Below are 15,611 nucleotides of genomic sequence, written 5' to 3' on the forward strand. Positions count from 1 at the left end.
TCTGTGCGGCGCTCCCGGGCGCGGGGGTGCGCACGGGTCGCGGGTCTCGCAGGGTACGCCTGCCGCCCGACGGCGTGACACCGCGTCTCGCGACCGGCTCACCGGCCGCGGGTCAGCCCGACCAGCCGAGGTTGCGCGCCATGCGCTCGAGCGTCGCGACCGTCCGCGCGTACTCCTCGCGGCTCACGCCCTGCGCGACGCGCTCGCGCGCGACCGACACCGCGTCGAGCAGGTCGTGGTACGCGTGGTTGCCCGCGACCGTCACGGACAGCCCCTGGTCGCCGCGCGCGACCCAGCCGCGGCGCACGAGGTCGTCGATCTCGGCCGTCACCGCGCTCGCGCCGCCCGCCCCCGCCACGACGCCCGTGAAGGGCGACAGCACGCCGTCGACGCTCGTCTCCTCGCTCACGCCGTCGCGGATGGTGTTGAGCACCTGCCAGTGCCGGCGCGTGAGGCCCGAGTGCTGGAACACTCCGTCGAGGTTCTCGTCGATGAGCCGGTCCACGAGCTTGAGCCAGTACCCGATGGGGCGTCCGGCGTCCGCGCCGGAGGGGGTCGTGGGCGGTGTCTGGTCCTCGGTCATGGGCTGCCTCCCGGTCGGATCACGGCTGGCCCCACTCTCGCACCCGCGCTCCCCCGGTGCCCGCCGGGGGTGGCAGAGTGGGCGCATGACCGAGAGCACCCCCGCGCCGCGCCGCGCGCTGATCGTCGTCGACGTCCAGCCCACGTTCTGCGAGGGCGGCGAGCTGGGCGTCGAGGGCGGGAACGCCGTCGCCGAGCGCATCGCCGAGCACGCGCGCGACCACCGCGACGCGTACGACCTCGTCGTGACCACCCAGGACTGGCACGTCGACCCGGGCCAGCACTGGAGCCCCGACCCGGACTTCGTCGACACCTGGCCGCCGCACGGGATCGCGGGCACCCCGAACGCCGAGCTGCACCCGGCCCTCGCCGACCTGGCGCCCGACGCCGGGGTGAAGAAGGGCGAGTACCAGGCCGCCTACTCGGGCTTCGAGGGCGTCGACGTCGCGGGCCGCCCGCTCGCGGACCTGCTGCGCGACGCCAAGATCGAGGCGGTCGACGTCGTCGGCATCGCCGAGTCCCACTGCGTGCGGGCGACCGCGCTCGACGCGCACGCGCTCGGCCTCGCGACGCGGGTCCTCACCGACCTCACCGTGCCGGTCACGCCCGAGCTCGGTGCCGCCGCGCGCGAGGAGCTCGCCGCGGCGGGCGTCGCGCTCGTGGCGAGCGACGCCGTCGGGCGCTGAGCACCGCGGGCGCGGGCCGGGCCACCCCGCGGGGCGCCCGGCCCGCGCTCACCCGCGGCGCGCGTCGAGCGCCGCGGCGTACAGGTCGCGCTTGGGCACCCCGGCGCCCTGGGCCACGTCCGCGACCACGTCCTTGAGCCGCTCCCCGCCGTCGACGCGCGCCAGGACGGCGGGGACGAGCTCCGCGAGCGGGACCGGCCCGCGCGGCGGCGCACCGCCGACGACGACGCAGATCTCCCCGCGCAGCTGCTCCCGCCCCGCGTGCTCCGCGAGCTCGGCGAGCGGACCGCGCAGCACCTCCTCGTACGTCTTGGTCAGCTCGCGCGCGACGGCGGCCGGCCGGTCCGGGCCGAACGCGTCGGCCATCGCGACGAGCGTGTCCGCCACGCGGTGCGGCGCCTCGAAGAACACGAGCGTGCGCGGCTCGTCGACGAGCGCCGCGAGCGCGCGCGACCGGTCCCCCGCCTTGCGGGGCAGGAAGCCCTCGAAGCAGAACCGGTCCGTCGGGAGCCCCGAGAGCGCGAGAGCGGTGAGGACCGCGCTCGGGCCGGGCGCCGTCGTCACAGGGAGGCCGCGCTCGACCGCGCGGCCCACGACGCGGAAGCCCGGGTCGGACACGCTCGGCATCCCCGCGTCCGACACGACGAGCACCGTCCCGCCGCCGTCGACGACGTCGAGCAGGTCGTCGGCGCGCTCCGCCTCGTTGTGCTCGTGGAAGCTCACGACCCGCCCGCCCACCTGGACGCCGAGGCGGCCCGCGAGCGCGTGCAGGCGGCGGGTGTCCTCCGCCGCGACGACGTCGGCCTCCGCGAGCAGGCGGCGCAGGCGCGGGCTCGCGTCCTCCGCGTTCCCGATGGGCGTGCCGCCGAGCACGAGGTGCCCGGCCTCCCGCCGGGTCGTGGGCGCGTCGGGGCCGGGGACGTCGGTCGAGGAGGACATGGCTCCCAGGGTTCCACACGCGCGCGGCCCCTACGATGGCCAGCGTGTCCCAGCCGCCCGCCGACGCGACCCCCGGCCCCCGCCCCCCGGTCGACGCCACCGACGCGCCGGCCGACCTGCCGGTCGACGAGCCCGCCGTGGGTGACGACGGGGCACCGCCGACGCACGTGACGTCGGACGTCGGCCCCGCGCCGAGCCACCGCGAGCGGCTCCTCCTCGCGCTGCTCGGCCCACGACGGCTCGCGCTCGGCGCGACCGCGCACGACCGCTTGTGGGGATGGCTCGGCGTCGCGATCGTCGCCGTCGTCGCGGCGGTGCTGCGGCTGTGGAACCTCGGCCGACCCGACACCCTCGTGTTCGACGAGACCTACTACGTCAAGCACGCGTGGACCCTCCTCCAGGTCGGGTACGAGGCCGACTGGCCCGAGGAGCCGAACCCGGCGTTCGAGGCCGGCGACGTGAACTCGTTCCTGCCCACGGCCGACTACGTGGTCCACCCGCCGCTCGGCAAGTGGATGATCGCGCTCGGCATGAAGGCGTTCGGCGGGGCGGGGAACCCGTGGTCGTGGCGGGTCGCGTCGGCCGTCGTCGGGGTGATCGCCGTCGTGCTCGTCGCGCGCATCGCGCGCCGGCTGTTCGGCTCGACGGCGATGGGCATCGTCGCGGGTGCGCTCATGGCCGTGGACGGCGAGGCGATCGTGCACTCCCGCACCGGCCTGCTCGACAACATGCTCATGCTCTGGGTGCTCGTCGCCTTCGGCTGCCTGCTGCTCGACCGCGAGCAGGCCCGGCGACGCCTCGCCGAGCGCTGCGGGGCGATCCTCGACGCGGGCGGACGCATCGGCCGCTACGGCCCCGGGCTCGGGTGGCGGTGGTGGCGGTTCGCCGCGGCCGTCGCGCTCGGGCTCGCGTGCGGGATCAAGTGGTCCGGCCTCTACTTCCTCGCGGTCCTCGCGGTCGTCTCCGTGCTCTGGGACGCGACGGCGCGGCGCACCGCGGGCGTCGGGCGCTGGTGGGAGGACGCGCTCGTGCGCGACGCGATCCCGGCCGCGCTCGTCATGCTCCCCACCGCCGCGCTCACGTACGTCGCGACGTGGACGTCGTGGTTCCGGTCCCCCGGCGCGTACATGCGCCAGTGGGCCGTCGAGCACCCCGGGGAGGGCGTCCAGTGGCTGCCCCCGGCGCTGCGGTCGTGGTGGGAGTACCACCTGAAGATGTGGGACTTCCACACGGGACTCACGTCCGAGCACACGTACGAGGCGCACCCGCTCGGCTGGATCCTCCAGTGGCGGCCCACGTCCTTCTACTGGCGCTCGTACGAGGCCGGCGAGGCGGGCTGCGAGATCGAGCGGTGCGTGCGGGCGATCACGTCGCTCGGGAACCCCGTCCTGTGGTGGGCAGCGGCGCTCGCGATCCTCGTCGCGCTCTACGCGCTCGTCCGGCTCAAGGACTGGCGAGCGCTCGCCGTGCTCAGCGGGCTCGTCGCCGGGTGGGCGCCGTGGTTCCTCTACGCCGAGCGGACGATCTTCACGTTCTACTCGATCGCGTTCCTGCCGTGGGTCGTGCTCACGCTCGTCTACGCGATCACGCTCGCGCTCGAGCGCACGGAGGGCCGGGCGGTCGCCCGGGCCCGCGTGCGCGTCGGGATCACGGTGCTCCTCACGACGATCGGCGCCGTGAGCCTGTTCTTCTACCCGATCTGGACGGCGTGGCAGGTGCCGTACTGGTTCTGGCGCATGCACATGTGGCTGCCCACGTGGATCTGACGCGCTGACCCGTCGCGCCGGGCCGGCCTCACTGGTAGCTGACGAAGTCCGGCGTCGGGCTGATCCCCCACGTCTGCTCGGGCGTGAGCATGGGCGCGTCCTCGTCGAAGAAGTTCTTCCAGCCCCAGAACAGCCCCGCCGGCGCGTCCTGGTGGAGCGTGGACCACGTGGCGGCCTTCGCCTCCTGGCCGCCCTGGCCGTCGGCGTGGACGACGGTCGCGAGCTCGGGGTGCGCGGTGTCGAGGCGCACGCGGTCGGTGATCATCGACGTCCGGAACTGGTGCAGCAGGAAGACCTTCTGCGGGAGGTCGCGCTCGCGCACGAGGCCCGCGAGGTAGTCGCCGACGGCGTTGACCTCGTCCACCCCGACGGAGCCGATCTGGGCGAGGTGCACCTGGTCGGGGCCGAGGCGCCACTCCGGGTCGAGCGCGACGCCGACGTGCGGCTGTGCCACGAGGTCCTCGTACGCGCGCACCTGCGTGAGGAAGTCCGTACGGCCCGGCTGGAAGTCCAGCACGACGTACACCCCCGCCTCGCGCGCGGCGTCCACGTAGGGGCGCACGAGGTCGGCGGCGCGCTCGTTGGAGTAGTTCCCGTCGGGGCCCGCGGAGCCGGAGGCGACCGTCGTGATGACCTCGAGCGTCGGCACCACGGGCTCGTCCGTGAAGCCCTGGTACCAGGCCGCGTGCTCCTGGGCGCGCGCGATCGTCGCGGCGACGTCCTGCTCGCCGAGCACGCCGAGCACCGGCGCACCCGGCGACCCGTAGAGCGCGACGTAGCGCTTGCCCGGCAGGGCGAGCTGCCCGCCGCCGGGCAGCTCCGTGCCCGTCGCGGCCGCCTCGACGCGCCACGCGAGGTCGTCCGGGCTGCCGAACGACGCCCCGAGCCCGACGGTCGCCGTCGCCCCGGCCGCGGCGACCGCCCGGACGGCCTCGGACGTGGTGCGGGGGTCGCCGCCGGGGGCGTCGACGACCGTCGCGCCCGACGCGCGGGCCGTCGCGGCCGCCGGTCGGGCCGCGCTCCCGGTCGCGGGGTCCGTGAGCGCGAGGACGCCGGTCGACGCCTCGGCGTCGCCTGTCGCCGGCACGTCCTGGACCGCGAGGTCGGCGGCGCCCGCGAGCGACTCCTCGTCGACGGCCCCGTCCGGCGCGACGGCCGCCGGGTCGACGTGCACCGCGGTGACGTCGCCGAGGCCGGGGACGCTCGTGCCCTCCGGTGCGACGACGACGGCCTCGGCGGCGTCCAGGCGTGCCAGCTCGTCGGCGAGCGCCGCGTCGTCCCCGGCGACGAGGACGGGGGCGACGACCCGCTGGGCCAGCGCCTCGGCGACGCCGACCGCGACGGCGTCCTCGGCGGCGTCGGCCGGCACGACGACCGCGACCGGCGCGGTCGTGAAGAACGTGCGGCTCGCCGCGAGCGCGAGCGCGGCGGGGTCCTCCTCGGCGAGGGTGACGACGCCCTCGGGCGCCGCGGCACGAGCGCCGTCGGCCTCGGCGCCGGCGGCGGGTCCCGTGGTGCTCGCCGACGGCTCCGGGTCGCCGCCCGTGCACGCGGCGAGCGCGGTCGCCAGGGTGAGCGTCGCGGCGAGCACGACCGCACGACGGCGTGGGCCGCGGCGGCCCGTACGGGTGCCGGGACGCGGGGTGGAGGAGGGAGGTCCGGACGGGTCGTCGTGGCGGGAGGCGGGCAGGGTCACGAAGGCCATCGATCGATGGTCCGTCAGCCGCCCCCCGGCTCGCGACCGCAGACGGGTGTTCTGCCGGTGACGTCCGCCACCCCGCGGGCGCCGCCCGCGCGCGTCACCAGTCGACCTGCTCCGAGGGGTGGAACGCGGTGCCGGAGCGGCGCCACGCGTGCGCCTCGCGCGCGACGCGGCGGCGGTAGTCGTCCCAGTCCTTGCGGTCGGGGGCCGTCCACGCGACCTCCGCGACGGCGGTCAGGCGCGGCAGGAGCATCGTGAACAGCGCGTCGAGCGTGGGGATGCGCTCTGTCCAGACCGCGGCCTCCACGCCCTCGATCGCGTCGGCCGGCATCCCCGGGACCGCCTGCTCGGGCTCCCAGTCGTACGCGTCGCGCACCTCGACGAGCCCCGCCCAGTCCTGCCCGAGCGGGAAGTCGGCCGTGTACTTCATGTCCAGGTAGACGCGGTTCGCGGGCGACATGATGATGCGTGCCCCCGCCGTGGCGGCGTCGACGAGGTACGTGAGGTCCATGGGGTGGGTGTCCCAGTACTGCACGAGCGTGCCCGGACGCAGGGGTGCCTTCGCCGCCTCCTGCCACGCGACGGGCTTCTTGCCCGCCTCGAGGATCAGCCGCTCGCACAGCTCGACGAACCGCGCGTACTCGGCAGGCTCCATCTTCAGCACCTCGTCACCGCCGAGGTGCACGTGCTCGCCGTCGGTCGCGTGCGCGAGGTCCGTGAAGACGTCGCGCAGGAAGGGCTCGGTGGCCGGGAGGTCGAACGTCAGGCGCGAGAAGCCCACCTCGATACCGGAGTAGGCGTCCGTGGGGACGCCGTCGGGCATGAGGTCGCCGTACACGTGGGTCGCCGCGTTGATGTGGCCCGGCACGTCGATCTCCGGCACGACGCGCACGAAGCGCTCGGCCGCGTGGTCCTGCAGGGCGCGGAAGTCGGCGAGCGAGAGGTGGCCGCCCGTCCCGCCGGACGTGTCGCCGCCCGAGGACAGCTTGGCGAGCTCGGGCCGCGACGGCGACTCGATGCGCCAGCCCTGGTCGTCCGTGAGGTGCAGGTGCAGCACGTTGAGCTTGTACGCCGCCGCGACGTCGACCACGGCCCGCAGCGCGTCCAGCCCGAAGAACGTGCGCGCGACGTCCACGGAGAGACCGCGCCAGGGGTAGCGCGGCGCGTCGTGCACGACGACGTACGGCACCCGAGCGGGCGCACCGTCGCCCGCCGGGACGACGAGCTGGCGCAGCGTCTGCACCGCGTGGAAGAGCCCCGCCGGCTCGGGCGCCGTGGCGGTCACCCCGCCGGCGTCGACGACGAGGCTGTAGCGCTCGGGGCTCGTGGAGCCTTGCGGACCGGCCGACCCGTCGACGCGCAGCACGAGCGCGGTGCGCCCGCCGTCCGCGGCGGACGCCGGGCCGGCCGCGGGGTCGTCGTGGGTCGCGGTGACGCCGTCGAGGCCGGAGAGGAGGCCCGCGGCGAGGTCGGCGAGCCACGGGGCGGCGCCGTCGAGCCCGACCGCGTGGACCTCCAGGGCGCCGGCGGGCACGTGGCCCTCGCCGGGCTCGACGTGCAGGGGCTGGGGGATGATCGAGACCATCAGGTACCTCGTCGTCTGGGTCTGGTCGAATCGATTCGGCTTTTGCGAGCGCAACACCCTAACCCGCCTGCGCGGGACCGACCAAGTGCCCGACGGGGCGGACCCGTCAGTGCGACGGCGCCACGTAGCGCGGGCTCGGGTCGAGCGACAGGACGCCCTCGACGTCCCGCGCCGGGTCTGCCGAGCCCGTGGTCCAGCCGCCCACCACGCCTGCCGGCACGTCGTCGAGCAGCGTCCCCCACTCGCGCGCGCGGGCGCCGAAGCCCGACTGCGAGGTCGGCTGGAGCACGACGGCGGCCTCGCCCGCCCCCACGTCGAGCGCGGCGGCGTCGAGCACCGCCTCGGCGTCGGGTCGCTGCACGACGACGAGCTTCTGCGGCAGGCCCTGCGTGCGCACGACCTCCCCGACGGCGTCGATCGCGGCGCTGAGCTCCGCGGCGCCCACCGTGCCCGCGCGCGACCCTTCACCTGCACGACGCGCGTCGACCGCGAGCGCGACGCCCACGGTCGGGCGTGCGAGCACGTCCGCGTACTCGGCGACCTGCTCGTCGAAGCTCGCGCGGCCGGGCTCCAGGCGCAGCACCACGAGCACCCCGGCGGCCGCCGCGGTGTCGACGAGCGGCACGAGCTCCTCGGCGGGGATCTCCGTCGAGTAGTCGCGGTCCGCGCCCGGGTTCGACGACGCCCGCGTGGCCGGCACCTCGAGCACCGGGACCACCACGTCCTCCGGGGCCGCCTCGGCGTACGCCGCCGCCGCCTCCTGCGCGCGCGTGACGGCCTCCGACGCCGAACGCTCCCCCACCGCCACGAGGCCCGACGTCACGGCGTCCGCCTCGACCGCGACGTACCGGACGCCGTCGGCGAGGACGAGCTGGGAACCGCTGGGGAGCAGGTCGCCCGCCTCGGCCGTCCGCAGCCGCCATGCGAGGTCGTCGGCCGTGCCGAAGCTCTCGCCGATGCCGACGACCGCGAGCGCCTTCGCGGCCGAGATCGCGTCGACGACCTCCGCGGACGCCCGCGGGTCGCCCTGCGGCACCTCGAGCGGCACGGCACCTGCGGCGCGCGCGGTCGCGATGGCCGCGGACTGCGGGCCGCCGGGCGTCGCGAGGCTCCCGGGCTCCGTGAGGGCGAGGACCTCGGTCAGCGTCTCCGGCTCGCCCCGCTCGGGCAGCGCGGAGCGGACCTCGTCGAGGTCGCGCTCGTCGAGCGTCCCGTCAGGAAGGAGCGCCCCGACCTCGAGCAGGACGCGCTCGACGCCGTCCACGTCCCCCAGGGTCGCGCGCGCGGGCTCCTCGCCCGCGTCCTCCTGGCCGGGAGGCGCGTCCGCCTCTCCCACCTCGACGACGGCGACCGTGCCGAGCCGGCTCAGCTCCGTGCGCAGCCCGCCGTCCGAGATGGCGCCGCCCACGAGGAGCACGGGCGCGGCGAGCTCGACGGCGGCCGCGGCCGCCGTCGCGCGCGCGGTCTCGTCGTCCGCCGTGGAGAGCACGACGACGGGCGCGTTGGTGAAGAACGCCTGGCTGCTGGTCAGCGCGAGCTCCGCCGGCTCGGTCGAGCCGAGCACGAGGACGCCGTCGCTCGGCTCGGCGGCGCGGGCGACGAGCCCGGTCTCGCCCGAGGACGGCCCGTCGGCCTTCGCGGTCTCCGCGGCACAGCCGCCCAGTGCGACGACCGCACCGAGCGAGAGGACGACGGGGAGGGCGACAGGGACGAATCGGACCTTCCGAGTGTTCACGCCCCCATCATCGCGCACCCCGCGCGCCACGCCGACCGAGGGATGTGAGGGACTCGTGATGGTCGGACCCGGCCCGCGTGACCCGCACCACCTGCGCCGGTCGCCGGACGCGCCGCGGAATCACAGGGCGCGCGGCCGCCCCGACCGGCATACTGGGCAGGCCCTGACCGAACGCCGAGGAGATCGCATGTCGACCCCCGACCAGCCCGACCAGAACCCGCAGCAGCCCGGCGGGACGCCGTCCGGCCCGCCCGCCTACGGCGCGCCGCAGTCCGGCGAGCCGCAGCAGCCGCCGCAGGCCCCGCAGTACGGCGCCCCTCAGGCCCCGCAGTACGGCGCCCCGCAGGCGCCCCAGTACGGCGCCCCGCAGGCGGGCACGCCGTCGTACGCCGCCCCGGGCCAGGACCCGGGCAAGACGATGGGGATCGTCGGCCTCGTGCTGTCGTTCCTCGGCTGCCTCTCGATCGTGGGTCTGATCCTCAGCATCGTGGCCTTCAACAAGTCGAAGAAGGCCGGCTACAAGAACGGCCTGGCGCTCGCCGGCATCATCGTCGGCGCGATCGTGCTCGTCCTGACGATCATCGGCTCGATCGTGTTCTTCAGCACCGTCGGCGCCGTGACGCAGGAGGTCCTCGACGCCTGCTCCGGCGTGCCGTCCGGCACGGTCGTCGAGGTGCGTGGCGAGCCCGTCACCTGCCCCTGACCTCTCCGCGGCGACGCCGCTCCGCGAAGGCCCTCACCGCTCTGTGGGGGCCTTCGCCGTGCCCGGGCGGGAGCGGCTCGCCGACCCGCGGTCAGGGGGCGACCGCGGCGCAGCGGAACCCGAGGTGGGTCGTCGCGCTGTCGTCGGACTGCGCGGACCGGGCCGCGGGCCGGTAGCGGCGGCAGTACTCGGGTGCGCACAGGTACGAGCCGCCCTTCGTCACGCGCGGGACCTCCGGCGACGTCGTGGGGGCCAGCAGGTTCGGCCGCCCGCCGGCGTCCGGCCCCCGAGCGCCCGGGACGACGTGGCGCGGCGTGAACGTGTCCGCCGTCCACTCCCACGTGTTCCCGACGAGGTCCACGAGCCCGTACCCGTTCGGGTCGTACGAGCCGACGGGCGAGGTGCCGCCCCACCCCTCGTCGAGGTACGGGAACCGGCCCTGCCACGTGTTGGCCATCACCCGCCCACCCGGGGCGAGCTCGTCGCCCCACGCGTACTCCGCGTCGTGGAGCCCGCCCCGCGCGGCGCGCTCCCACTCGGCCTCGGTGGGCAGACGACGTCCCGCCCACCCCGCGTAGGCCGAGGCGTCCTCGAACGCGACGAGCACCACCGGGTGGTCCGGCCGGTCGTCGACGTCGGAGCCCGGCCCCTGCGGCGCGCGCCACGACGCCCCAGGCTGCCACCGCCACCACTGCCGCCAGTCGCGCAGGTCGACCGGTCCGGCCGTCGGGGTGAACACGAGCCCCCCGGGCACCAGGTCCGCCGGGTCGGCACCCGGGAAGTCGGCCGGGTCGAGCGGGCGCTCCGCGACCGTCACGTAGCAGGTGTCCGCGACGAACGCCGCGAACTGCGCGTTCGTCACCGCGTGCCGCTCCAGGAGGAACGGCTCGACCTGCCGGTCGTGGGCCGGCCCTTCCTCCGGGTAGTGCCGGTCCGAGCCCATGCGGAACGTCCCACCGGGGACCGGGACCAGCTCGGTGAGGGTCACGTCGCCAGGATAGGTCCGGCGCGCCGGCCGAGCGCGCGGGCTCGGCACCGCCTCCAGGACGTCGACGTCGGGGCGCAAGCACGGACGCCGGCCTCGCGGGAAAGTGCCGGGAAAAGACGAGACCCTCGCCGTCTCAGGTCGTCGACCTGGTCTGGCGAGGGTCTCTCCGGTGGAGCTAGGGGGATTCGAACCCCCGACCTTCTCATTGCGAACGAGACGCGCTACCAACTGCGCCATAGCCCCTCAAGCGAGGAACAGATTAGCACCCCGAGGGCGGGGTCTCGCAAACCGGCCGCCCCCGGGGGGTCTACTGCCCCGCCGCCCGACGGCGCGCCAGGATCTCGTTGAGGTCGAGACCGAGCGTCTCCGTGGAGGGCTTGCGCTCGTCGCCCGCGGCGGGCGCCGGGGCGCCCGACGGGGCGGCGTCCGCGACGGCCGCGACCACGGGCTCGACGCGCGCCGACCGCGTCGGCGAGACGACGTCGTCGTCCGTGAGCGGGGCGGGCTCGCGGCGGGGCGCCGTGGGCTTCATGGTGTACGTCGGCGGGGGCACCGGCACGGGGTCCCACGCGCGACCCGTCGGGACGCGCTCCGCGTCGACGACCTCGGCCTCGACGACCGGTGCCGTCTCGCGAGCGGTGGTCGGCTCGTCGGCCGCTGGGGCGGGCTCCTCGGACGCGGGACCTTCGGTCGCGCCGGACGCGGTGACCCGCTCGCGGGAGGACGCGGCGGGCGCGCCGGCGTCGGCCGACGCCGCGGCGTTCGCCCGCGCGAGGTCCTGCGGGGTGACGCGCGGGATCATCTGCGTGCTCACCTGCGACCCGTGGACGGCGCGACCCGTGACGCGCGGGCGCGCGCCCCGGGGTGCGGGCGGTGCGCCGAGCACGGCGCCGCGCGCCGCGCGGGCCGCGGCACGACGCTCGGCCAGCCACGCGGCGTCGGACCGCTGCGCGGCGAGCACCGCACGACGGCCGAGCACGAGGACCAGCCCGAGGAACGCCGTCGGGACCACGCCCGCCCACCACGGGACGAGCCCGAGCGCGACGACGACCCACACCCCGACGGTCGCGAGGAGCAGCACGACCGTGAGCGTGAGACGACGGCGTGCCGCGGCGGCGCGCCGCTCGAGGAGCTCGAGGCGGGACTGCTCGGAGGCCGGCTGACGGCGCGGCGGTGCCCCGCGCGAGGGTGACGCGCTGACGGTGCTCCCCATGGCGTGCGTTCCCTCCTCGTCGTGCGTCCGGTCCTCGGACCGGCCCTGCGTGCCCGCTCCCCCGAGCAGGGGGCGCCCTCCGCCACCGGCCGGACCGGAGGCGATCGCCGCGACGGTCGTGACGCCGCCGAGCCGGGCGTCCCAGCGGTCGAAGCCCCCGCCGCCCGGGCCGGCGACGGCCAGGACGCGCAGGGAGCCGGAGAAGCGGTCGTCCGTGCGCGCGTCCAGCAGCTGCTGCCGGTGACGCACCCGGTGCGGGACGTAGAAGCCGACCCACAGCAGGAACACCGCGAGCGCGACGATCCCCGAGGCCGATTCCACATCACGACCGTAGGCGAGGCCCGCGGCCACGCTCCGCACGCGCCCCGGCGTGTCGGGCGGCTCAGATGCTCTCGCGGCGCGTCGCCTGCCAGCGCGCGAGGAGACCGTCCGGGACCTCCTCGCTCGTGACGGCGAACGTCCGGTGGTCGCGCCACTCCCCCTGGATGTGCAGGTACCGCTCGCGGACGCCCTCGTCGCGCAGGCCCAGCTTCTCCACGACGCGCAGGCTCGGGCCGTTCTCCGGGCGGATGTTGATCTCGATCCGGTGCAGCCCGAGGATCGTGAAGCAGTAGTCCGTGGCCATCGCGACGGCGGTCGGGATGACGCCGCGGCCCGCGACGTGCTCGCTCACCCAGTAGCCGATGCTCGCACCGCACAGCGAGCCGTACGTGATGGACGACACGGTGAGCTGGCCGACGAGCTCGCCGTCCAGCTCGACGGCGAACGGCAGCGAGGACCCGGCGCGCGCCTGCGCCGACAGGACCCGGACGTACTCCGCGAACGTGGGCGGCCCGCCCGGCGTGCCGGGGCGCGGCGACGTGCCTTCCCACCGCTCCAGCCAGTCGGCGTTGCGGGCGCGCAGGCGCATCCAGGCGTTCGCGTCCCGACGCCGCAGCGGGCGCAGGACGACGGACCCGCCCAGCGTGTCGTCCCGCAGCGTCACGGGCCACGGCTTGGCGACGGTCCAGCCGCGGGCGATCTTGTGGGTCATGCGGCGGTGTACCGTCCTCGGCCTGTCGGTGGGCGTGGCGACGAGGACAGACGGTGCGCCCGACCCTCGGTGCACAGGGTGACACCACCGGGCGCCCGCGCGCCACCGACCGGTGACGCGGGCACCCGGTGGTGTCACCCGTGCTCAGTCCCGCGCTCAGCCCCGTCCTCAGCCCAGCGTGACGACGACCTTCGCCTCCGTGCCCGCGGGCAGCGCGGGGATCGGGGTCGCCGGGTCGTGCTCGACGCCGTCGACCGTCACCGAGCGCACGCCCTTCGACACGTGGTCCGGGTTGCGGACCTCGATGTCGTAGACGGCGCCGCGCCACTCGCGACGCACCTCGAACCCGTCCCAGTCCTTCGGGATCGACGGGTCGACGACCAGGCCGTCGAGCGCGAGGCGGACGCCGAGCACGTACTTGGTCACGGCGGTGTACATCCAGCCGGCCGTGCCCGTGAGCCACGGGTTCTGCGCCTTGCCGAACCACTCGTGGTCGCGGCCGTAGAGGAACTGGACGTACGCGTACGGCTCCGCCCCGCGGACCTCGATGTTGTCGTTCTGGTGGTACGGCAGGATCGCGTCGTAGAACTGCACCGCCTCGTCGCCGCGGCCCAGCATCGCCTCGGCGATGATCGGCCACGCGTTCGGGTGCGAGAAGATCGCGGCGTTCTCCTTGATGCCCGGGTAGACGCGCGTCACGAAGCCGACAGTGTCGTCGACCTTCGTGAACGCCGGCCAGTTGAGGTGGTTGCCGTACTCGGAACCCAGGAGCTCGCGCACCGCGTCCATCGACGCCTCGCCGCGCTCCTGGGTCGTGATGCCCGCGATGACGGGCCAGGCCTGGTGCTCGAGGAAGATCTTGCCCTCGTCGTTCTGCGCCGAGCCGATCTTCACGCCGTCGCGCGTGTAGCCGCGGATCCACCAGCGCCCGTCCCAGAGCTGCGCGTCCGCGACCTTCGCGATGCGCTCGCGCTCCGCCGTGAACCGGACGACGTCCGCCTCGGCGCGCTCGTCGCCCGCCGCCGCGAGGGGCTCCGCGACCTCGAGGAACGCGCCGATCGCCCACGCGTGGAGGAACGTCACGAGCGACGTCTCGCCGCCACCGAGGTTGAGGCAGTCGTTCCAGTCGGCGCGCAGGCCGAGCGCGACGCCGTTCTGGCCCACCTGTTCCGCGGAGAACTCGAGCGCGCGGACGAGGTGGTCGTAGACGGTCGCGGGCGTGCCCTCGGCGAACGGGATCTCCAGGTCGAGGAACGCGCGGTCGCCCGTCTCCTTGACGTACTCCACGACCGACGGCACGAGCCACAGGTGGTCGTCCGAGCACGTGTCCTCGAGGCCGTGGATGAGGTCCTTCGGGTCGACCGTCGGGACGATCGTGGGCGACGGGACGTCGGGCAGCTTCTCCGCGTCGGGGTCGAACGCCTTGGGGTCGAACAGGTGCAGGCCGTAGCCCGCCTCCGTCTGGGCCCGCAGGAGCTCGACGATGCGCTGCCGCGTCTTCGTGGGGTTCGAGTGGATGACGCTCATGACGTCCTGCGCGGTGTCGCGGTAGCCGAGCCCGGCACGCCCGCCCACCTCGACGAACGACGCGAACCGCGACCACACGACGCACGTCTCCGCCTGGAGCAGCGTCCACGCGTTGATCATCGTGTTCATGCCCTCGTGGGGCGTACGGATGCGCAGCTTGTCCTGCTTGGCGCGCCAGAAGTCGCGCAGGCGCTCGCGCTCGTGGTCCACCGCCGCGACGTCCGAGTACTTCGCCTGGATCGCTCGCCCGACCGCGTCACGCGAGCCGTAGCCGAGCATGAAGACGAGGCGCTTGGTCTCGCCCGGCGCGAGCGTCACCTTGTGCAGCAGCGCGCCGCAGTGGTTCTGCGTCGTCGCGCTCGCGTTGGAACCCTCGCCCCGCTCGATCGCGATCGGGTTGCTCTCGGTGCGGTACGGGCCGACGAAGCTGTCGCGCAGCGAGTCGTACGACGACGGCGTCTCGCTCGACGCGAAGTAGTGGTACGTCCAGGGCTCGTAGTAGAAGTCGTACTCGATGATCCCGTCCTCGTACGAGGAGCCGGACGCGTAGAGCGACATCTGCAGGTTCTGGTTGTCGATCGTGATCGTGTGGAAGGAGAACTCGACGTACGACCCGACGGTGAGCTCGCGCACCTCGTCCGTCGTGTTGGTGACGCGCACGTCCCACAGCTCGACGTCGTCGTCGAGGGGGATGAAGACCGTCTGCTCGGCGTCGATGCCCTTGTACTCGGAGCGGAACGTCGTGTAGCTCAGGCCGTGGCGCGTGGTCCAGCGCCCCGCGCCGCCGGCCGGGTCGAGCTCCTCGTCCGGCCCGACGAACGGCTTGCCGACCGGCTGCCAGGACACCGACCAGTAGTCGCCGTCCGCGTCGTCGCGCAGGTAGACGTAGTGGCCGGGGCGGTCGAGCGGCACCCCGTTCTGGCGGAAGCGCGAGATGCGCCCGTACTGCGAGCTCTTGTAGTACGAGTACCCGCCGCCGTGGTGCGACAGGACCGTGCACATGTCCTTGGTGCCGAGGTAGTTCGTCCACGAGACGGGGACGTCGGGGCGCTCGACGACGTACTCGTCGTGCGTGGTGTCGAAGTGGCCGTAGCGCATCGTTGCTCTGGTTCCTGTCCTGGGGTGGGGCTGGGGGCTGGGTGCGGCGGGGGT

12 protein-coding genes and 1 tRNA gene are annotated in these 15,611 nt (G+C 75.0%); 3 read left to right on the forward strand and 10 right to left on the reverse strand.

What is annotated here, in order from left to right:
- Window positions 1-112: 112 nt before the first annotated feature.
- Window positions 113-583, reverse strand: coding sequence for a MarR family winged helix-turn-helix transcriptional regulator (locus AC3WT4_RS12040; RefSeq protein WP_492315531.1), 471 nt, complete (start codon window positions 581-583; stop codon window positions 113-115).
- Window positions 584-668: 85 nt separating this feature from the next.
- Between AC3WT4_RS12040 and AC3WT4_RS12045 the strand changes: the two genes are divergently transcribed.
- Entirely contained in the window at window positions 669-1,268 is a 600-nt protein-coding gene (locus tag AC3WT4_RS12045) for an isochorismatase family protein (protein ID WP_074808049.1), read from the forward strand.
- Window positions 1,269-1,316: 48 nt separating this feature from the next.
- Here the strand turns inward: AC3WT4_RS12045 and rsmI are convergent, their stop codons facing one another.
- Window positions 1,317-2,207: a 16S rRNA (cytidine(1402)-2'-O)-methyltransferase gene (gene rsmI, locus AC3WT4_RS12050; protein WP_108051562.1), complete on the reverse strand. Its 891-nt coding sequence runs from the start codon at window positions 2,205-2,207 to the stop codon at window positions 1,317-1,319.
- Between the two features lie 44 nt (window positions 2,208-2,251).
- Here rsmI and AC3WT4_RS12055 point away from each other — a divergent pair, with 44 nt between their 5' ends.
- Complete coding sequence (locus AC3WT4_RS12055; protein WP_492315532.1) at window positions 2,252-3,973, forward strand: dolichyl-phosphate-mannose--protein mannosyltransferase; 1,722 nt, start codon at window positions 2,252-2,254, stop codon at window positions 3,971-3,973.
- Between the two features lie 28 nt (window positions 3,974-4,001).
- On the opposite strand, the gene AC3WT4_RS12060 is transcribed toward AC3WT4_RS12055, so the two are convergent.
- From AC3WT4_RS12060 to AC3WT4_RS12070, 3 genes are all read right to left on the reverse strand, one after another.
- Complete coding sequence (locus tag AC3WT4_RS12060) at window positions 4,002-5,678, reverse strand: hypothetical protein (RefSeq protein WP_492315533.1); 1,677 nt, start codon at window positions 5,676-5,678, stop codon at window positions 4,002-4,004.
- Window positions 5,679-5,772: 94 nt separating this feature from the next.
- Window positions 5,773-7,260, reverse strand: a complete 1,488-nt coding sequence (locus AC3WT4_RS12065; RefSeq protein ID WP_108051558.1) for a beta-N-acetylhexosaminidase — start codon at window positions 7,258-7,260, stop codon at window positions 5,773-5,775.
- Between the two features lie 106 nt (window positions 7,261-7,366).
- Window positions 7,367-8,995: a hypothetical protein gene (locus AC3WT4_RS12070; protein WP_492315534.1), complete on the reverse strand. Its 1,629-nt coding sequence runs from the start codon at window positions 8,993-8,995 to the stop codon at window positions 7,367-7,369.
- Window positions 8,996-9,182: 187 nt separating this feature from the next.
- Here AC3WT4_RS12070 and AC3WT4_RS12075 point away from each other — a divergent pair, with 187 nt between their 5' ends.
- Window positions 9,183-9,698, forward strand: coding sequence for a DUF4190 domain-containing protein (locus tag AC3WT4_RS12075; protein WP_074808066.1), 516 nt, complete (start codon window positions 9,183-9,185; stop codon window positions 9,696-9,698).
- A gap of 91 nt (window positions 9,699-9,789) precedes the next feature.
- Here AC3WT4_RS12075 and AC3WT4_RS12080 read toward each other — a convergent pair whose 3' ends face one another.
- From AC3WT4_RS12080 to AC3WT4_RS12100, 5 genes are all read right to left on the reverse strand, one after another.
- Window positions 9,790-10,686 carry a formylglycine-generating enzyme family protein gene (locus tag AC3WT4_RS12080; protein ID WP_492315535.1) on the reverse strand — a complete coding sequence of 299 codons (897 nt, stop codon included), beginning with the start codon at window positions 10,684-10,686 and terminating at the stop codon, window positions 9,790-9,792.
- A gap of 170 nt (window positions 10,687-10,856) precedes the next feature.
- Window positions 10,857-10,929 (reverse strand) — tRNA-Ala (locus AC3WT4_RS12085).
- Between the two features lie 64 nt (window positions 10,930-10,993).
- Window positions 10,994-12,220 carry a hypothetical protein gene (locus tag AC3WT4_RS12090; RefSeq protein ID WP_492315536.1) on the reverse strand — a complete coding sequence of 409 codons (1,227 nt, stop codon included), beginning with the start codon at window positions 12,218-12,220 and terminating at the stop codon, window positions 10,994-10,996.
- Window positions 12,221-12,281: 61 nt separating this feature from the next.
- A complete protein-coding gene (locus AC3WT4_RS12095; RefSeq protein WP_021479886.1) occupies window positions 12,282-12,932 on the reverse strand; it encodes a GNAT family N-acetyltransferase in 651 nt (216 codons plus the stop codon).
- Between the two features lie 168 nt (window positions 12,933-13,100).
- On the reverse strand, window positions 13,101-15,557 hold the full coding sequence (locus AC3WT4_RS12100) for a glycoside hydrolase family 94 protein (protein WP_074808075.1): 2,457 nt from the start codon (window positions 15,555-15,557) through the stop codon (window positions 13,101-13,103).
- Window positions 15,558-15,611: the final 54 nt, after the last annotated feature.

The organism is Cellulosimicrobium sp. EB106-03-01-XG111, assembly GCF_058792115.1.